Annotated in this window: 14 protein-coding genes; 11 read left to right on the top strand and 3 right to left on the bottom strand. The window is 65.2% G+C overall.

Annotated elements, in window-relative coordinates; translation table 11 throughout:
• Positions 1 to 2 precede the first annotated feature (2 nt).
• The 4 genes from G6N67_RS07970 to fahA all read left to right on the top strand — a co-directional run bounded on the left by G6N67_RS07970 (position 3) and on the right by fahA (position 5,158).
• A complete protein-coding gene (locus G6N67_RS07970) occupies positions 3 to 1,169 on the top strand; it encodes a metallophosphoesterase (RefSeq protein ID WP_036433083.1) in 1,167 nt (388 codons plus the stop codon).
• A gap of 181 nt (positions 1,170 to 1,350) precedes the next feature.
• Entirely contained in the window at positions 1,351 to 2,568 is a 1,218-nt protein-coding gene (hppD, locus tag G6N67_RS07960; protein WP_179976810.1) for a 4-hydroxyphenylpyruvate dioxygenase, read from the top strand.
• Positions 2,568 to 3,869, top strand: a complete 1,302-nt coding sequence (hmgA, locus tag G6N67_RS07955) for a homogentisate 1,2-dioxygenase (protein ID WP_036433088.1) — start codon at positions 2,568 to 2,570, stop codon at positions 3,867 to 3,869. The genes hppD and hmgA overlap by 1 nt, the downstream gene beginning before the upstream one ends.
• Positions 3,866 to 5,158, top strand: a complete 1,293-nt coding sequence (gene fahA, locus G6N67_RS07950; RefSeq protein ID WP_081812540.1) for a fumarylacetoacetase — start codon at positions 3,866 to 3,868, stop codon at positions 5,156 to 5,158. Before hmgA ends, fahA begins: the two co-directional genes overlap by 4 nt.
• Positions 5,159 to 5,208: 50 nt before the next feature.
• Here fahA and G6N67_RS07945 read toward each other — a convergent pair whose 3' ends face one another.
• The 3 genes from G6N67_RS07945 to G6N67_RS07935 form a co-directional block, all read right to left on the bottom strand.
• On the bottom strand, positions 5,209 to 6,222 hold the full coding sequence (locus G6N67_RS07945) for an alcohol dehydrogenase catalytic domain-containing protein (RefSeq protein WP_036433092.1): 1,014 nt from the start codon (positions 6,220 to 6,222) through the stop codon (positions 5,209 to 5,211).
• Between the two features lie 85 nt (positions 6,223 to 6,307).
• Positions 6,308 to 6,958, bottom strand: a complete 651-nt coding sequence (locus G6N67_RS07940) for an HD domain-containing protein (RefSeq protein WP_036435642.1) — start codon at positions 6,956 to 6,958, stop codon at positions 6,308 to 6,310.
• 118 nt (positions 6,959 to 7,076) lie between these two features.
• Complete coding sequence (locus tag G6N67_RS07935; RefSeq protein ID WP_036435643.1) at positions 7,077 to 7,820, bottom strand: TMEM165/GDT1 family protein; 744 nt, start codon at positions 7,818 to 7,820, stop codon at positions 7,077 to 7,079.
• A 426-nt stretch (positions 7,821 to 8,246) separates the two neighbouring features.
• On the opposite strand from G6N67_RS07935, the gene G6N67_RS07930 reads away from it, so the two are divergent.
• From G6N67_RS07930 to G6N67_RS07900, 7 genes are all read left to right on the top strand, one after another.
• Positions 8,247 to 9,023, top strand: a complete 777-nt coding sequence (locus G6N67_RS07930; protein ID WP_036433095.1) for an IclR family transcriptional regulator — start codon at positions 8,247 to 8,249, stop codon at positions 9,021 to 9,023.
• A gap of 203 nt (positions 9,024 to 9,226) precedes the next feature.
• The gene (locus tag G6N67_RS07925) at positions 9,227 to 9,772 is read left to right on the top strand and encodes a tripartite tricarboxylate transporter TctB family protein (RefSeq protein WP_051578750.1); all 546 of its coding nucleotides are present in this window, start codon (positions 9,227 to 9,229) and stop codon (positions 9,770 to 9,772) included.
• 1 nt (position 9,773) lies between these two features.
• Positions 9,774 to 11,273 (top strand): tripartite tricarboxylate transporter permease, encoded by a 1,500-nt coding sequence (locus tag G6N67_RS07920; protein ID WP_036433097.1) that lies wholly within the window; start codon positions 9,774 to 9,776, stop codon positions 11,271 to 11,273.
• A 74-nt stretch (positions 11,274 to 11,347) separates the two neighbouring features.
• Positions 11,348 to 12,316, top strand: coding sequence for a tripartite tricarboxylate transporter substrate binding protein (locus G6N67_RS07915; protein WP_197747955.1), 969 nt, complete (start codon positions 11,348 to 11,350; stop codon positions 12,314 to 12,316).
• Positions 12,316 to 12,945 (top strand): RraA family protein, encoded by a 630-nt coding sequence (locus G6N67_RS07910; protein WP_036433102.1) that lies wholly within the window; start codon positions 12,316 to 12,318, stop codon positions 12,943 to 12,945. The genes G6N67_RS07915 and G6N67_RS07910 overlap by 1 nt, the downstream gene beginning before the upstream one ends.
• Positions 12,946 to 12,965: 20 nt before the next feature.
• The gene (locus G6N67_RS07905; RefSeq protein ID WP_036435647.1) at positions 12,966 to 13,754 is read left to right on the top strand and encodes an NAD(P)-dependent oxidoreductase; all 789 of its coding nucleotides are present in this window, start codon (positions 12,966 to 12,968) and stop codon (positions 13,752 to 13,754) included.
• A gap of 10 nt (positions 13,755 to 13,764) precedes the next feature.
• Positions 13,765 to 15,102, top strand: coding sequence for a TRAP transporter large permease subunit (locus G6N67_RS07900; protein ID WP_036433108.1), 1,338 nt, complete (start codon positions 13,765 to 13,767; stop codon positions 15,100 to 15,102).
• Positions 15,103 to 15,106 lie beyond the last annotated feature (4 nt).

Raw genomic sequence — 15,106 nt, 5'->3', positions numbered from 1 at the left:
GAATGTTCATCGTCATACTGAGCGCGGTCTTGGCGTTGATCCATACCTACTTGTGGAAGCGATTGGTCAAGGACACGACGCTGCCCGGACGTGCCCGTTGGCTCTCTACCGCCGCGCTGGTGGTGGCCGCGGCAATGTTGATCGGCGCATTGGTGCTGCCCCGCGTGATCGGGCCGCGCGAGTCCGCATGGGTCGCGTGGCCGGGATATGTCTGGTTCGGCCTGGCCTCGTACCTGTTCTTGATTCTGCTTGTACTGGAGCCCGTCCGGCTGCTGTTGCGGCGCTGGGCGAGGGGTAGACCACCGGCGGCGTCGGACAGCACCGATGCGCAGCTGAACCGTCGTCTGTTCCTGGCGCGGTCCGGCGCTGTCGTGGCGGGTGCCGCGTCGGTCGGATTGGTCGGGGTCGGCGCGGCCAACGCGCTCGGTTCGCCTGATCTGCTGCGCGTTCCCGTGCACCTGCGCCGACTCGACCCCGCATTCAACGGCTTCCGGATCGCTGTGGTGTCGGATATCCATCTGGGCCCGCTCAGCGGTCGCGCGCACACCGAGCGCATCGTCGAGATGATCAATGCGACCGAGCCCGACCTCGTGGCGATCGTCGGTGACCTGGTGGACGGCACGGTCGAGGAGCTCGGGGCGGCGGCGGAACCTCTGCGCGACTTGCACTCCCGCGAAGGAACGTTCTTCGTCACCGGCAACCACGAGTACTTCGTCGACGACACGGCATCGTGGCTAAGGGAGCTGGAGCGCCTCGGTCTGCAGCCGCTGCGCAACGAGAACACGGCGATATCGCGCGGCGCCGCGGCGTTCGACCTGGCCGGGGTCAACGACGTCGCGGGGAAGAACCGGTCTGATCCGCCGGACTTCGACCGCGCCCTGTCCGGCGTAGCCGCCGACCGCCCGACGATTCTGCTTGCCCACCAACCGGTTCAGGTCCACGAAGCCGCGGCGCGGGGAGTGGACCTGCAACTGTCGGGTCACACGCACGGTGGTCAGATGTGGCCATTCCACTACGTCGTCCGACTCGCGCAGCCGACGCTGGCCGGATTGTCGACAGTGGACCACACCCAGCTCTACGTCACCCGGGGTGCCGGTTTCTGGGGGCCTCCGGTCCGCATCGGCGCACCACCGGACATCTCGCTGCTGACATTGCGGTCGGACCAGTAGATCGCTTTGGCCGTGGCCAGGCCCATGCCGGAACTGGCGTCGGTGACCATCGCGACCTGGCCTGTGAAGTCCTAGGTCGGGTTCATGTCATCCACCCAACCCGCTGTCGGCATGCCTCGGCCGAGCCTGCGCCCACAACACGTGATCCCGCACTACCATGGCGATTGGAGCGGAGTGCATCATGACCGACCAGATCGATTTGAGCGAACAGGAAAAGCAGGCTGAGCTCGACCTCAACCAGCTCAAACAGCTTGTCGGCCTGGTCGACTACGACCAGAGCCACGATCCCTTTCCCGTCAACGGCTGGGACGCCATCGTTTTCGTCGTCGGTAATGCCACTCAGGCCGCCGGCTACTACCAGGCGATATGGGGCATGGAGTTGGTCGCCTACTCGGGCCCGGAGACCGGCAACCGTGACCACAAGGCGTTCGTCCTGCGCTCGGGTTCGATCCGGTTTGTCCTGAAGGGCGCGGTGAGTCCCGGCAGCCCGCTCGTGGCCCACCACGCCAAGCACGGCGACGGCGTCGTCGACATCGCACTAGAGGTTCCTGACGTGGACAAGTGCATCCGCCATGCGCGGCGCACCGGCGCGACCGTTCTTGAGGAACCACACGACCTGTCCGACGCACATGGCGCCGTGCGGGTCGCGGCCATCGCGACATACGGCGAAACGAGGCACACCCTCGTCCAGCGCGAAGTGAATGGTGTCCGGTACCACGGTCCCTATCTACCGGGCTATCAGCCGACGACGAGCACCTACGTCAAGCGCGCCGGTGCGCCCAAGCGACTCTTCCAGGCACTGGATCACATCGTCGGCAACGTCGAACTCGGCAAGATGGACGATTGGGTCGACTTCTACCGCCGTGTCATGGGGTTCGTGAACATGGCGGAGTTCATCGGCGACGACATCGCCACCGACTATTCGGCGCTGATGTCGAAGGTCGTCGCCAACGGCAACCACCGGGTCAAGTTCCCCCTCAACGAACCCGCCGTCGCCAAACGTAAGTCCCAGATCGACGAGTACCTGGAGTTCTATCGCGGCCCAGGAGCGCAGCATCTGGCGCTGGCCACCGACGACATCCTGCGCAGCGTCGATGAGTTGCGCAGCCGGGGCGTGCAATTCCTCGACACTCCCGACGCCTACTACGAGGATCCGCAACTGCGCGCCCGTATCGGCGAAGTTCGGGTACCGGTGGAAGAACTGCACAAGCGGGGCATCCTGGTCGACCGGGACGACGACGGGTACCTGCTGCAGATTTTCACCAAACCACTGGGCGACCGGCCGACGGTCTTCTTCGAGCTCATCGAGCGGCACGGATCGCTGGGCTTCGGCAAGGGCAACTTCAAGGCACTGTTCGAGTCGATCGAGCGCGAGCAGGAAAAGCGCGGCAACCTCTGATGACCGAATACCAGTCCGGCTTCGGCAACAGTTTCGAAACCGAGGCCTTGCCGGGAGCGCTTCCTGTCGGTCGAAACTCGCCCCAGCGCTGTGCGTATGGTCTCTACGCCGAACAGCTCAGCGGATCGCCCTTCACCGCACCGCGCGCTCACAACGAACGGTCGTGGCTGTATCGGATCCGCCCCAGTGTGGCCCACTCGGGCCGATTCACGGCCGTGGACACCGAGCGGGTCGCATTTTGGCGTACGGCGCCGGACGACGCTCCGCCCGTGCCGATCGCCCAAATGCGGTGGAACGCACTACCGATCACCGACGAAGCCACTTTCATCACCGGGATCAGGACCATCACCACCGGCGGTGACGCCGGAACCCGCACAGGATTCGCGTGCAGCGTCTACCTCATCACCAACTCTATGGTGGACAGCTGCTTTTACAACGGTGACGCAGAGATGCTGTTCGTCCTGGAACACGGAAATGTCCGGTTCTGGACCGAATTCGGCATCATCGACGCGGAACCCAGCGAGATCGTCGTCATCCCGCGAGGCGTGAAATTGCGCGTCGAGGTGCCCGACGGTGCTGCGCGCGGCTACCTGTGCGAGAACTACGGCGGGGCATTCACCCTTCCCGAGCGTGGCCCGATCGGTGCCAACTGTCTGGCGAATTCGCGAGACTTCCTGACCCCCGTCGCGGCGTACGAGGACCGCGATGTCCCGTCCACCCTCTACGTCAAGTGGGGCGGCACCCTGTGGCAGACCGAACTGGGCCATTCGCCACTCGATGTGGTTGCCTGGCATGGGAATTACGCGCCGTACAAATACGATCTACGACGGTTCTCACCGGTCGGGCCCGTGCTGTTCGATCACGCCGACCCGTCCATCTTCACGGTCTTGACCTCGCAGAGTGAGACCCCGGGAACCGCCAACATCGACTTCGTCTGCTTCCCGGAGCGCTGGATGGTCGCCGAGGACACCTTCAGGCCCCCCTGGTACCACATGAACGTGATGAGCGAGTTCATGGGACTCGTTCGCGGTGTCTACGACGCCAAACCCGACGGCTTCGTGCCGGGCGGCTTCAGCCTGCACAACGGCATGATGCCACACGGACCCGATGCCCAGGCCTTCGAAGCCGCCAGCACCGTGGCGCTGAAGCCGGTGAAACAGGAGAACACCCTGGCTTTCATGTTCGAAACCCGCTTCCCGCAGAAGGTTACGCGTTACGCGGCCGACGTTCCGGAGCGACAACTCGATTATGCGGACTGCTGGAGCGGCCTGACCAAACGATTCGACCCGAGCCGGCCGTGACATTGCCGAGAAGCTGGGTCGCCTCCGCGGCCCCCGGCAGTGATTTCCCCTTGCAGAACCTGCCGTTCGGGGTGGTGGCCGGGGCGGGGGACCAACCGCACGGTGTCGTCCGCATCGGCGACGAGGTAGTCCACCTGCAGGGGCTCGTGGCCTCGGGACTGCTCGACGAACCGGCTCAGTCTGCCGCCGACGCCGCGGCCGGCGGCGCACTCAACGAGCTGTTCGCACTCGGCGCCGAACCCCGCATCGCGTTGCGTGCAGCGCTCCAATCGCTGCTCATCGAAGGTTCACCACGACAACGTGCAGTCGCTGAATTCCTCACTCCGGTATCGGAAGTCGATGTCCTGCTGCCTGCCCGGATCGGCGACTACACCGACTTCTACGTCGGAATTCATCATGCCCGCAACATCGGAGCGCTGTTCCGGCCCGACGACCCGCTGCTGTCCAACTACAAGTGGATGCCCATCGCCTACCACGGCAGGGCCTCGAGTGTTCGAGTCAGCGGCACGCCGATCATGCGTCCGCACGGCCAGCTCAAGCTCGCGGAGACACCCACGTTCGCGCCGACGCGCCGGCTGGATTTCGAGCTGGAACTGGGGGTCTGGATCGGGCCGGGGAATCGGCCCGGTGAGCCGATATCCCTTACGCAGGCCGAATCCCACGTCGCCGGCTACTGCCTGCTCAACGACTGGTCCGCGCGCGACGTGCAAGCCTGGGAGTACCAACCGCTGGGGCCGTTTCTCTCGAAGAACTTCGGTACCACGGTCTCACCGTGGGTGATCACCCCGGAGGCGTTGGCGCCGTTCCGGATCCCGGTGACGCGGCCGGCGGGCGACCCGGAGCCGCTGGCCCATCTCGACAGCGAGGCGCACCGTGCCCACGGCGGACTCGACCTCGAACTTGAAGTGCTGCTGCGCACCGCACAGATGCGCCAGGCCGGTGCCGCACCGCACATCATCGCGCGGTCCTCCACGCGGCACATGTACTGGAGCGTGGGACAGATGATCACCCATCACACCAGCAACGGATGCGACCTGCGGCCAGGCGACCTGCTGGGGAGCGGCACTCTCTCCGGGCCGGAGCCTGGCTCCGCGGGCAGCCTGATGGAGCTCAGTCACGGTGGCAAAGACTCGATCACCCTGCCGAACGGGGAAACCCGCACGTTCCTCGAAGACGGTGACGAGATCACCCTGACCGCACATGCGCGCCGCCCGGGTCTCGCCACGATCGGCTTCGGCGAATGCGCCGCGGTGGTGCACCCTCCACTGCGCCGAGAGGACGGTTTTTGACCCGAAATCAGGGATTTTCCACAATAATCCGTAGTCTCGGCGGGCATGGACTACATCGTGAGCACCATCCGATAGCGAGCCCGGCCCTCCGCCATGTCGGCGTAGGCCCGGGCTGCCTCTTCCAACGGGCACTCCTGGATCTGCGCCCGGATGTTGTTGAGCAGTGCGAAATTCATGGTGTCCTCGACATCGGCCGCGGTGCCGCTCGGGTGGCCGACCACGCTGAGCGCCGGCGTGATGAGCTGGACGGGACTGATCGGCAGCGGCTCGCCCGACACGCCGATCACCACCAGTTCGCCACGGGGATTCAGGCCGCCGACGGTCTGCGCGATGGCCTGCGAATTCGCCGCTGTCGCAAGCACGACCGAGACACCCTTGAGCTTCCGCAACGATGCACTGACGTCGCCGGCGGTCGAATCGACATAGTGCTGGGCTCCGAACCGGTAAGCGTCTTCGGCCTTTTCGGGCCCGCGCGCGATGGCGATGGTCTCGAAACCCATGGCGCGTGAGAACTGTATGCCGAGATGACCGAGGCCGCCGACGCCGAGAACGGCCACGCGGTCACCCGCGACGGCGCCGGTGCTCCGCAACGCGTGGTAGGTCGTGACACCCGCGCATCCCATCGGCGCGGCCTCGGTGAACGACAGCCCGTCCGGGATCCGGGCGAGCGCCGTTGCGGGGGCCGTGACCGACTGTGCGTATCCGCCGGGGTAATGCCAACTGGGAACCTGGCCGTTCTCACAATGGATGAGCCAGCCCTTGCGGCATTGTTCGCAGTGGTTGCAATTGCCGCCGAACCAGCCGACCGCCACCCGGTCGCCCACCGCGAACCCTTCCACGCCGTCACCGAGTTCGTCGATGGTGCCCGCGATTTCGTGGCCGAGGGTCAGCGGCCACGTCATGCCGGGGAAGTTGCCGTGGACGAACTCGCGGTCGGTGCCGCAGACACCGCACGCGCGCACCGCGATGCGGACATGTCCGGGTGGGGGCGGGGCGGTCTCGACATCGACGAGCTCGAGCGGGCTGTCAGCCGCGTTGACGTGTACCGCACGATGCATGCCCATGTCTGGCCTCCTGTGGTCGGATGAACTGGCAGCGACGTTGCCACCACCAGAGGCTGCCCGGGAGCGGATTCACGGGAATGTCACGTTATTCCGGCCAGCTGTTGTCGAGGATGATCTGTACGAAGTCGTCGCGGACGAACGTGTCGTCGAAGTGCTCCAACACGTCGGCGTTGACATTGCCGAAGGTGCTGCGGGGCCGGTGCACGTTGCCGTCGGTGAAGGCCTTGAGGATGCGCCGCTTGAAATCGGGGCGCGGGTGCGCGGCCGTCACGGCCTGCAGCGCTTCGGGCGTGAGAGCGTCACGCCCGATGCCCAGGACATCGGTTTCGACGCCCGCGGTCACCAGCGCGATCTCCGGATCGAGGAACTCCGGCACGCCCGGGGTGGTGTGCAGTGCGATGCCGAGCCACACCTTGCGGATGGACTCCTCGTCGACGCCGCGCTCCCGCAGGAAGTCGCGGGCGGCGTTCGCGCCGTCGACCTCGAAGCGCAACATCGATCCGCGGTAGCCCTCGGTGAGCCCGATGTCGTGGAACATCGCTCCGGCGTAGAGCAACTCCAGGTCGGGTTCGAGCCCCAGCCGGCGTCCCTGCAGTGCGCCGAACAGGAACACCCTGCGCGAGTGGTGGAACAGCAGGTCGTCTTCCGCGTCGCGGATGAACGCGGTGACGTCCCGCACCAATTCGGTGTCGGGCACGACGATATCGGCGATGGTTTCGGCGGATGTGGTGGACATGGCGGGCTCCATTTCGGAATTCGGACCGGCTGACTACCTCCGCCAGTCTGCGGCGACGGCCGGTCCGACTGCTCCTGTCCGATGCGCCATCTATCCCACAGAATGCGACATCACGCCATCAGGCGCTGCGCTGGTCCGGTACCGGCTCGAGGCCTGTCGTGGGTGCTGCGGATTCGGCCGACGACGGCCGGAGAACCGCTGGACGCCACCGCTGCGGAAGTGCGTAGAGGACGCCGCCGAACGCCAGGACGGCCACCAGCGCACCGACGGCGACCAGTATGTCCGGGGCCCCGGAGAAGATGTTCTCCAGCAGCATGTATGCGCCGAACAGCAGGAACAGCGTGGCCGCGCCGAGCTGGATGAACCGCTCGGGCAGGTGCTTGCCGGCGATGGCTCCGACCAGGATCGCGAGAGCGTCGGCCGCCACCATGCCCACGGTCGACCCGATCCACACACCCACCCAGTCGTTGTCCGCGGCTAGCGTGATGGTCGCGAGCATCGTCTTGTCACCGAGTTCGGCGAGCATGAACGCGGATGTGACCACGAAGAACGCCGGAGCGGTGGCCCGCTGAGCCCGGGTGGCCTCCTCGTCGGTGAGCCGGTCACCGCGCAGCGTCCACAGCCCGAAGAAGACGAACGCGACGCCGGCGATGAGACCGAGGAGGTGGGTCGGCAGGGCCGCGCCGAGGTAGTGGCCGATGGCGACGGAGAGGATGTGGACGGCGGTGGTCGCGGCGGTGATCCCGCCGAGCACCACCCACCAGCGATAACGCAGGGCAAACGTCATGGCCATCAGCTGGGACTTGTCGCCCAGCTCGGCCACGAAGATCACAGCGAAGCTGAGCAGCACGGCGGCGAACACCACAACTCCTTGTTCGGTGGCTGCCGTTCGGGGCGTGAAAAGCCTCCGGCCGGCAACCGAATACGGTCTGTTCGGCCGAAGGTCTCGCCCACCGGATGATGATCCGGTTCGAGCAACCGGGCCAGGCGTGATGCCGCGCGGCCAGTATGTCGATTGCCCGATTCGGGGGCTACTCCCCTTCGTCGTTGCCCAGGTTACCCACCCGGCGACCCACCGTGCAACTCGGTGTGAGCGAAATCCCCTCACTGCCAATAAGTTTGGGCTCTAGGCCGATTAAGTTCGGGATCCCTGATTCGTCGGGGCAGGGGATCCGGATCTGGTATTCCGCACCGCGGCATCACTGTTGCCGTGCGTCCCCATCCCTCAGGCACTGTCTCGTAGGATGATATTTCCGATCAGTACGTAGAGGCCTCTTTTGGAGATGCGATGGCGACGCCGGACGGTAAGCCGACCAGCAACATGCGTTCGCTGGAGCGTGCCTTCGATGTTCTCGCCGTCTTGCAGGAAGCAAAGCAGCCATTGCGGCTCAGCGAGGTTGGGCGGGCGTGCGGTCTTCATATCGCTACCGTCCAGCGGATCCTCAACGTGTTGCTCGATCGGGGATATGCGGCACGCACAGGCGACGCGTATACGGCCGGGCCGGCAGCGTTGGCGGTGGCGCATGCCTTCATGGTCACCAGCCCGCTGAACCTGTTGGCGCAAACCACACTCCAGCAACTCGCCGCCAGTACGGGCTATACCGCCTCTCTGTATGTGCGGGTGGAGAATTCACGCGTACTCGTCGCACGTGTGGAAAGCGGCAGTCCGCTGAGTTATGTGCTCCCGGTCGGCGAGCGTCTGCCGCTCTATCTGGGGAGTGCGGGAAAGATCTTTCTGGCAGAAATGGCCAGAGGAGAGATCGAGGCCATCCTCCCCGACTCTGGACGTATCGACCTGGCGTCGGGCAAATCGATCACCAAGGACGAGTTGTTCGTTCAGCTCGAGGAGATTCGAATGGCTGGTCACGCTGTCTCTGTCAGTGAACGCAACTATGGCATCGCATCGATCACGGCTCCGGTGCGCTCGGCTGACGGAGCACTCGCTGCTGTTCTTGGGGTGACCGGACCCGCGGACGAACTCAGTGACTCGCAGGTCGCACGCCTGATCACCGAGGTTCGCCGCGCCGCGGCCGCGCTCGGTGCGCGGATTCCTGACGCCGGCTGATCTGAGACCAGGGCGGCTCAGCCCTTTGACCCAAACTCGTTGCAGAGTAACGGGTTTCATATCACCGCACACGCTGCTCTGGGCTGGTCGGATACCGCGGGTCTGCCGGCCTTCAGTTGTAACGCCCTTGACATCAGCGTCCCGGTGTGACCACCATTACTCTACTAACTGATAGAAGCTATCATAGAGTGAGAGAGTAGCCGATGGTGACGCACCACGATCCCGATACGCCACCCGCGGGATTCCCGCACCCTGGCCGGACTCAGCGCGTGCTCGTACCGGCTGGTCAGCTCGCGCTGGCTGCACTCGGCGCGTACGTCGCTGTCGAGGCAACGTCGCTCGGCTTGTGGACCAATCTCGGTCCCGGCCCTGGGTTGTTGCCGCTGATACTGGGTGTCGCCCTCTTCGGGCTCACGGCGGTGTGGGCCGTCCAATCGATGGCCGAGCGGCGCGCAGCCAGCGCCGGTGATGACCACACTGAAGTGGCCGAACGGCTCGACCGTCCGTACATCCTGGGTGTCGTCGGCGGGCTGATCCTTCTCGCGGCCTTGATGGAGGTGCTGGGTTTCCAGATCTCGATGGCGGCGTTCCTGTTCGCCGAGCTCGTGTTCTTGGGTCGGCAGCGCTGGTGGCTTGCGGCCGGGGTCGCCGCGGTAGGCGGATTCGGCATCTTCGCGCTGTTCGATCGAGTCCTGGCACTCCAACTGCCCATGTCCGCGCTGCCGTTCCTGTCCGGCTTGGGGCTCTGACATGGACGTTCTGCTCGATCTGGCGAACGGCTTCGCCACAGCGCTGACCCTGGAAAACCTCGCCTATGCGCTGATCGGATGTCTCCTGGGCACGCTGATCGGCGTGCTACCCGGCATCGGGCCCGTCGCGGGCGTCGCGCTGCTGATCCCACTGACCATGAACCTGGACCCGGCCAGCGCGATCATCATGCTCGCCGCCATCTTCTACGGAACCACTTACGGCGGCACGATCACGAGCGTCTTGTTGAACACGCCGGGTGAGGCGGCGTCCGCGATCACCACGATCGACGGTTACGAGATGACCAAACAGGGGCGCGCCGGCACGGCGTTGACCATCGCCGCGGTCGGATCCTTCGTCGGGGGAACAGTCGCCACGATCCTCCTCGTGGTGGCCGCCCGCCCGCTGGGTTCACTCGGCTTGAAGATCGGCCCGCCCGAGTTCTTTGCCTTGGTTCTGGTGGGGCTGTCCTTGTTGGTGGCGTTGTCCGGACGGTCCATGGTGCGGGCATTGATCTCCGGGGTGCTCGGCCTGATCATCGCGATGATCGGCATCGATCCCGTCGCGGGCGCCCCGAGATTCACGTTCGGCTCCGAGCGCCTGCTCGACGGCGTCAGCTTCGTGGCGATCGTCGTCGGCTTGTTCGGACTGTCCGAACTGCTGATGGCCGGTCGAACCAAGATCGCTGGGGCGAGGGCGCCCGGCTTTCGCTCGCTGCTGCCGACGCGTGAGGATTTTCGGCGCAGCGCGCCCGCGATCGGACGCGGAACGGTCATCGGCTCGGCGCTCGGCCTGATCCCGGGCATGACCGGATCGGTGTCGTCGCTGCTGTCCTATGGTGCGGAGAAGCGGTTCTCGCGCTACCGCGACCAACTCGGCCACGGCGCCATCGAAGGCGTCGCGGGGCCGGAGACAGCGAACAACGCGCACGCCAACGGCGCGCTGATACCGCTGTTCACCCTCGGTCTGCCGGCCTCGCCCACCATTGCGGTGCTCATGGGCGCATTCCTGCAGCAGGGACTGACACCGGGACCGACGTTGTTCGCCGAGGACAGCACCGTCGCCTGGGCGATTATCGCCAGCTTGTTCATCGGCAACGTCATCCTGCTCGCGCTCAACGTTCCGCTCGTGAAGGTGTGGACGTCGATTCTTCGGGTGCCTTATCCGATCCTGGCCGCCTTCATCCTGTTGTTCCTCGTCGTCGGCTCGTACACGATCAACCTCACGGTCTTCGACGTGTACATCATGATCGGCGCAGGCGTCCTCGGGTTAGTCATGCGCCAACTCGACATCCCTTTGGCGCCGCTGGTTCTCACCCTCGTTCTCGGGCCCCTCATGGAGCGTTCGCTGCGGGAGTCGTTGGAACTGTCGCAGGGTGACCCGACGGTCTTCATCACCCGGCCGATCAGTGCTGTCTTCATTGTGGTTGCCGGCTTGATCGTGTTGAGCCCCCTGCTGAAACTGCGCAAACCTCGTGTGCTGCAGGACGACCCCGAAACCTGAGCAGTCCGCATCGACTCATCGACAAAGGAGAAGTCATGTCCCCCAGACGACTACGTGTTGCCGCCGTCACCGCGGTGATCGCGTCGCTGACGCTTGCCGGTTGCGGCAGGCCCACCACCGAAGGCGCCAGCTCCGGCGATGGCTGGCCCGGCAACAAGCCGATCGAGCTGGTCGTCGCGTTCGCACCCGGCGGTGCCGTCGACACCGCGGCGCGGCTGGTCGCGCCTGAGCTGGAAAAGGAGCTCGGTACCAATGTCGAGGTGGTCAACCGGCCAGGGGCCGGCGGCCAGATCGGCTACACCGAGCTGACGAGTGCCAAGCCCGACGGCTACACGATCGGGGCAACCGGATCGCCGTCAGTCGTCGTCTCGCCGCTCGATCCAGCACGCGGCGCAAAGTTCACGCGCGATAGCTTCCAGCCGCTGGGTATGCAGGTGGTCGACCCGGCCGTCGTCGGCGTCGCACCCGATAGTCCCTACACCTCGCTCGCCGCACTGATCGATGCAGCCAAGGCGCAGCCCGGCAAGATCACCGCGACCACCACCGGAATCCAAACCGGTGAACACTTCGCGATCGCCCAGATCAAACAGGCGACCGGCGCCGAACTGGCGCCCGTGCATTTCTCCGAAGGTCAATCACAAGCCGTCGCCGCCTTTCTCGGTAACCATGTGCCGGTCTATGTGGGAAGTGCCAGCGATGTGATCGACCTGGTGAAGCAGAACAAGATCCGGGTGCTGGGTGTGATGGATTCCCAGCGCAGCGCCTTTCTGCCCGAGGTGCCGACATTCCAGGAATCCGGCTTCGACGTCGTCTCCGCCACTGCGCGTGGCTATTCCGCACCCGCCGGGGTGCCCGAGGCGGTGTCGGGCAAGCTGCAGACCGCTCTCAAGGCGGCAATCGAGAACGAAACGGTGAAAAGAAGAATGACCGACCTTGGCCTGGAAACCCGCTACCTCGACTCCCAGAAGTACGAAGACCTGTGGACAGAGCAGGAAACCACCTACAAGAACCTCATGCCCGCAGTGACCAAGGAAGGCGCCTGATGACCATCTCTGCGACTGAAAACGCCGCCAACCGTTTTCGGCGTCCCTCCGCCGAACTGCTCGAGAGCTTCGCCAAGTTGCCGACGGCCAACGTTGCGGATGCCATGGACCGCCTGGGCGCTCTGGACTCCCGGATCAAACCCGTGTGGGCAGGCGCTACCATCGTCGGCCCGGCCTTTACCGTGTGGACCCGCGCCGGGGACAACAAATTCTTGCACGAGGCACTGCGGTTGGCCGCCCCCGGTGACGTACTTGTCGTCAACGGTGAAGCCGACGAATCCCGCGCGCTCATCGGCGAACTCATGGCTGAACGCGCCAAAACGAGAGGCATCGCCGGATTCGTGATCGACGGCGCCGTCCGCGACGCCGATACGATCGGCGAGATCGAAGTGCCGGTCTTCGCTCGCGCCATCACACCCGCTGGTCCCTACAAGCACGGCCCTGGGCGGCTGGCGTGCACAGTCGCGGTGGGCGGTGTGGCAGTCATTCCCGGTGACATCGTGCTCGGAGACTCTGACGGCGTCGTCGTCGTGCCACAGGGTGTTGCGGCTGAGGTGCTGACTCGTGCCGAAGCCAAGTTCGCCGACGAGACCGCACGACGCGCCGACATCAAGGCAGGACGAAAATGAACGCGCACAACAGTTCTCCCATGCAGTGCGCTGTGATCGGCCTCGGTGAGGCGGGTGCGAAGTACGCCGCAGCGCTCGTAGACAACGGGTACTCCGTCACCGGGTTTGACCCGAGCCCCGTACCGACACCGTTGGGTGTGCACCGCAGCGGAGATGTCGCAGACGCCGTTCGCGGTGCGAAGATCGTACTCGTGCTGACCGCAGCCAAGGCCGCTCGACCCGTCGCCGAAGCCTGCGTACCGGCGCTCGACTCCGACGTCTGTTACGCCGACTTCACGTCTTCCGCCCCGGCAGCGATGCGCGACATCGCCGACCTGGTCGAGCAGACCGGCGCCGAGTTCTGTGACGTTGCGATCCTCGGACCGGTCTCATGGCACGGTGCCCGAACGCCCCTCATGTTGGCCGGCAGCGGAGCCTCTCGCATCGCCGAGTTGGCGACGGGCTGGCAAGCTCCGTTCGAGGTCGTCGACGGGCCGGCGGGATCTGCGATGGCGCACAAGCTGTTGCGTAGTGTGCTGATGAAAGGTCTCGCCGGAGTTGTCACCGAAGCGGTGACCGCCGGCGCAGCTGCCGGCTACGAGACGTGGATCCGCGATCAGATCGCCGCACAACTTGCAGGCGACGGACACGCCGTCGTCGATCGATTGCTGACCGGCACGCGCAAGCATGCCGAGCGGCGGGCGCAGGAGATGCGGGAAACTGCGCAGTATCTCGATGAACTCGGGTCACCGGCCGAGCTGACCCGAGCGACCGAGCAGGCCCTGCGTCGTATCGCAGCGGAGCATCCCGTGTCGGATCGAACGGCGTAAAGGCGAGACGATGATCGGGCTCTGGGCTCTCGGCGTGTATCTCGCCACAATCCTGATCTGGACGACGATTCTCCGGCGAAACGTCGGCGAAGCGATGGTGCTCGGCTTCATCGTCGCGGCTGCCTTCGGCGGCAGCGCGGCGCTCACCACGGGCTGGCAGGCCTTGTACAAAGCGCTGACCGACGAGATCGTTTACGCCACGGTGATATTCGTGTTCATGGGATTCCTCCTTGAGCGCAGCGGCGTGACCTACCGCATGATCAATCTGTTGGATGCGTTGATCGGTCAACGTCGCGGTGGGCCGGCATATGTTTCGACTCTCGCGTCGGCGGGGCTCGGCAGTATCGTCCATAACCAGGCAGCGATCGCCGCGACAGTCGGATCGGTCACGATCCCTTGGATGGAACGTGAGAAGGTCGATCGCACAACGGCGGCGACCATAGTTGCCGGCAATGCCGGGATGGGCATCACCTTCCCGTTCAGCGCGTCGATGTTCGTTCTCGTGGGTGCGTCCGCCGGTGGCGCGGCCCTCGAATTGAACTCGCTCATCATGCCTCTGGTGGCCGGTGGGCTCTGGTGCGTGCTTCACCGGCTGATCGTGACCACGATCTTCGTACGGCGGTCCTCGGCTGCCGACTCGCAGCGACCAGAGCGGGTCCGCCTCGGCGACGCGTTCCGCAACGGATGGTCGACGCTGCTGTTGTTCGTGGTCATCGCTGTGCCCATCATCCTCACCACAGGCGCCGTCGCGCGCGTTCTCAGCGACCACGTCGGCGTCGACATCACTGAGTCGGTGAGCCTGATCTTCTGGATGCCCGTGCTGCTGATCGCCACGGGGCTGTTGCTCGGCCGTGGACAGCTTCCCACCACAGCAGCGAAGTGGGTTGGCCTCCTGTGCGATTCGGCGCCGCGGTTCGGCCTGGTGGGGATGACGGTGATCTTCGCTTTTGCCGGCGCCAATTGTCTGGCGACCACCGGTTTGCCCGAAGAACTTGCCGGCCTGCTCGACGGCCTCGACCTCCCGGTGGCGCTTCTTGCTCTGATCATCGGAATCATCGTGATCGCTGTCGCGGCGCCGCTGTCGTCCACGGCGACCATGGCGGCAGTCGGCACCATCGGTGTTGCTGCGCTCGCTGCGGCCGGGGTACCAGCGACCACAGCCGCAGTCGCCGTGCTGATCTTCTCCTCGTGTGAGGCGGCCGTACCTCCCGGCGGCGCACCGCTTTACGTCGCGTGCGGAATCGCCAGAGTGGACCCACTTCGAACCTTCCGGCCGATGTTTCTCTATTACGCCCTACCGCTTCTCGGCATCGGAATACTCGTCGCATCCGGAATCCTTCCCGTTTGACAGG

The organism is Mycolicibacterium mageritense, from assembly GCF_010727475.1.
GTDB classification, from domain to species: domain Bacteria; phylum Actinomycetota; class Actinomycetes; order Mycobacteriales; family Mycobacteriaceae; genus Mycobacterium; species Mycobacterium mageritense.
The sequence above is the reverse complement of the archived record's forward strand: the minus strand, read 5'-3'. Positions and strand labels throughout refer to the sequence as shown.

Bases quoted from the DNA above. Each gene is read 5' to 3' on its own strand.
- G6N67_RS07970 (WP_036433083.1), top strand. From the start codon at position 3: ATGTTCATCGTCATACTGAGCGCGGTCTTGGCGTTGATCCATACCTAC.
- hppD (WP_179976810.1), top strand. From the start codon at position 1,351: ATGACCGACCAGATCGATTTGAGCGAACAGGAAAAGCAGGCTGAGCTC.
- hmgA (WP_036433088.1), top strand. From the start codon at position 2,568: ATGACCGAATACCAGTCCGGCTTCGGCAACAGTTTCGAAACCGAGGCC.
- G6N67_RS07945 (WP_036433092.1), bottom strand. From the start codon at position 6,222: ATGGGCATGCATCGTGCGGTACACGTCAACGCGGCTGACAGCCCGCTC.
- G6N67_RS07940 (WP_036435642.1), bottom strand. From the start codon at position 6,958: ATGTCCACCACATCCGCCGAAACCATCGCCGATATCGTCGTGCCCGAC.
- G6N67_RS07930 (WP_036433095.1), top strand. From the start codon at position 8,247: ATGGCGACGCCGGACGGTAAGCCGACCAGCAACATGCGTTCGCTGGAG.
- G6N67_RS07925 (WP_051578750.1), top strand. From the start codon at position 9,227: ATGGTGACGCACCACGATCCCGATACGCCACCCGCGGGATTCCCGCAC.
- G6N67_RS07920 (WP_036433097.1), top strand. From the start codon at position 9,774: ATGGACGTTCTGCTCGATCTGGCGAACGGCTTCGCCACAGCGCTGACC.
- G6N67_RS07910 (WP_036433102.1), top strand. From the start codon at position 12,316: ATGACCATCTCTGCGACTGAAAACGCCGCCAACCGTTTTCGGCGTCCC.
- G6N67_RS07905 (WP_036435647.1), top strand. From the start codon at position 12,966: ATGCAGTGCGCTGTGATCGGCCTCGGTGAGGCGGGTGCGAAGTACGCC.
- G6N67_RS07900 (WP_036433108.1), top strand. From the start codon at position 13,765: ATGATCGGGCTCTGGGCTCTCGGCGTGTATCTCGCCACAATCCTGATC.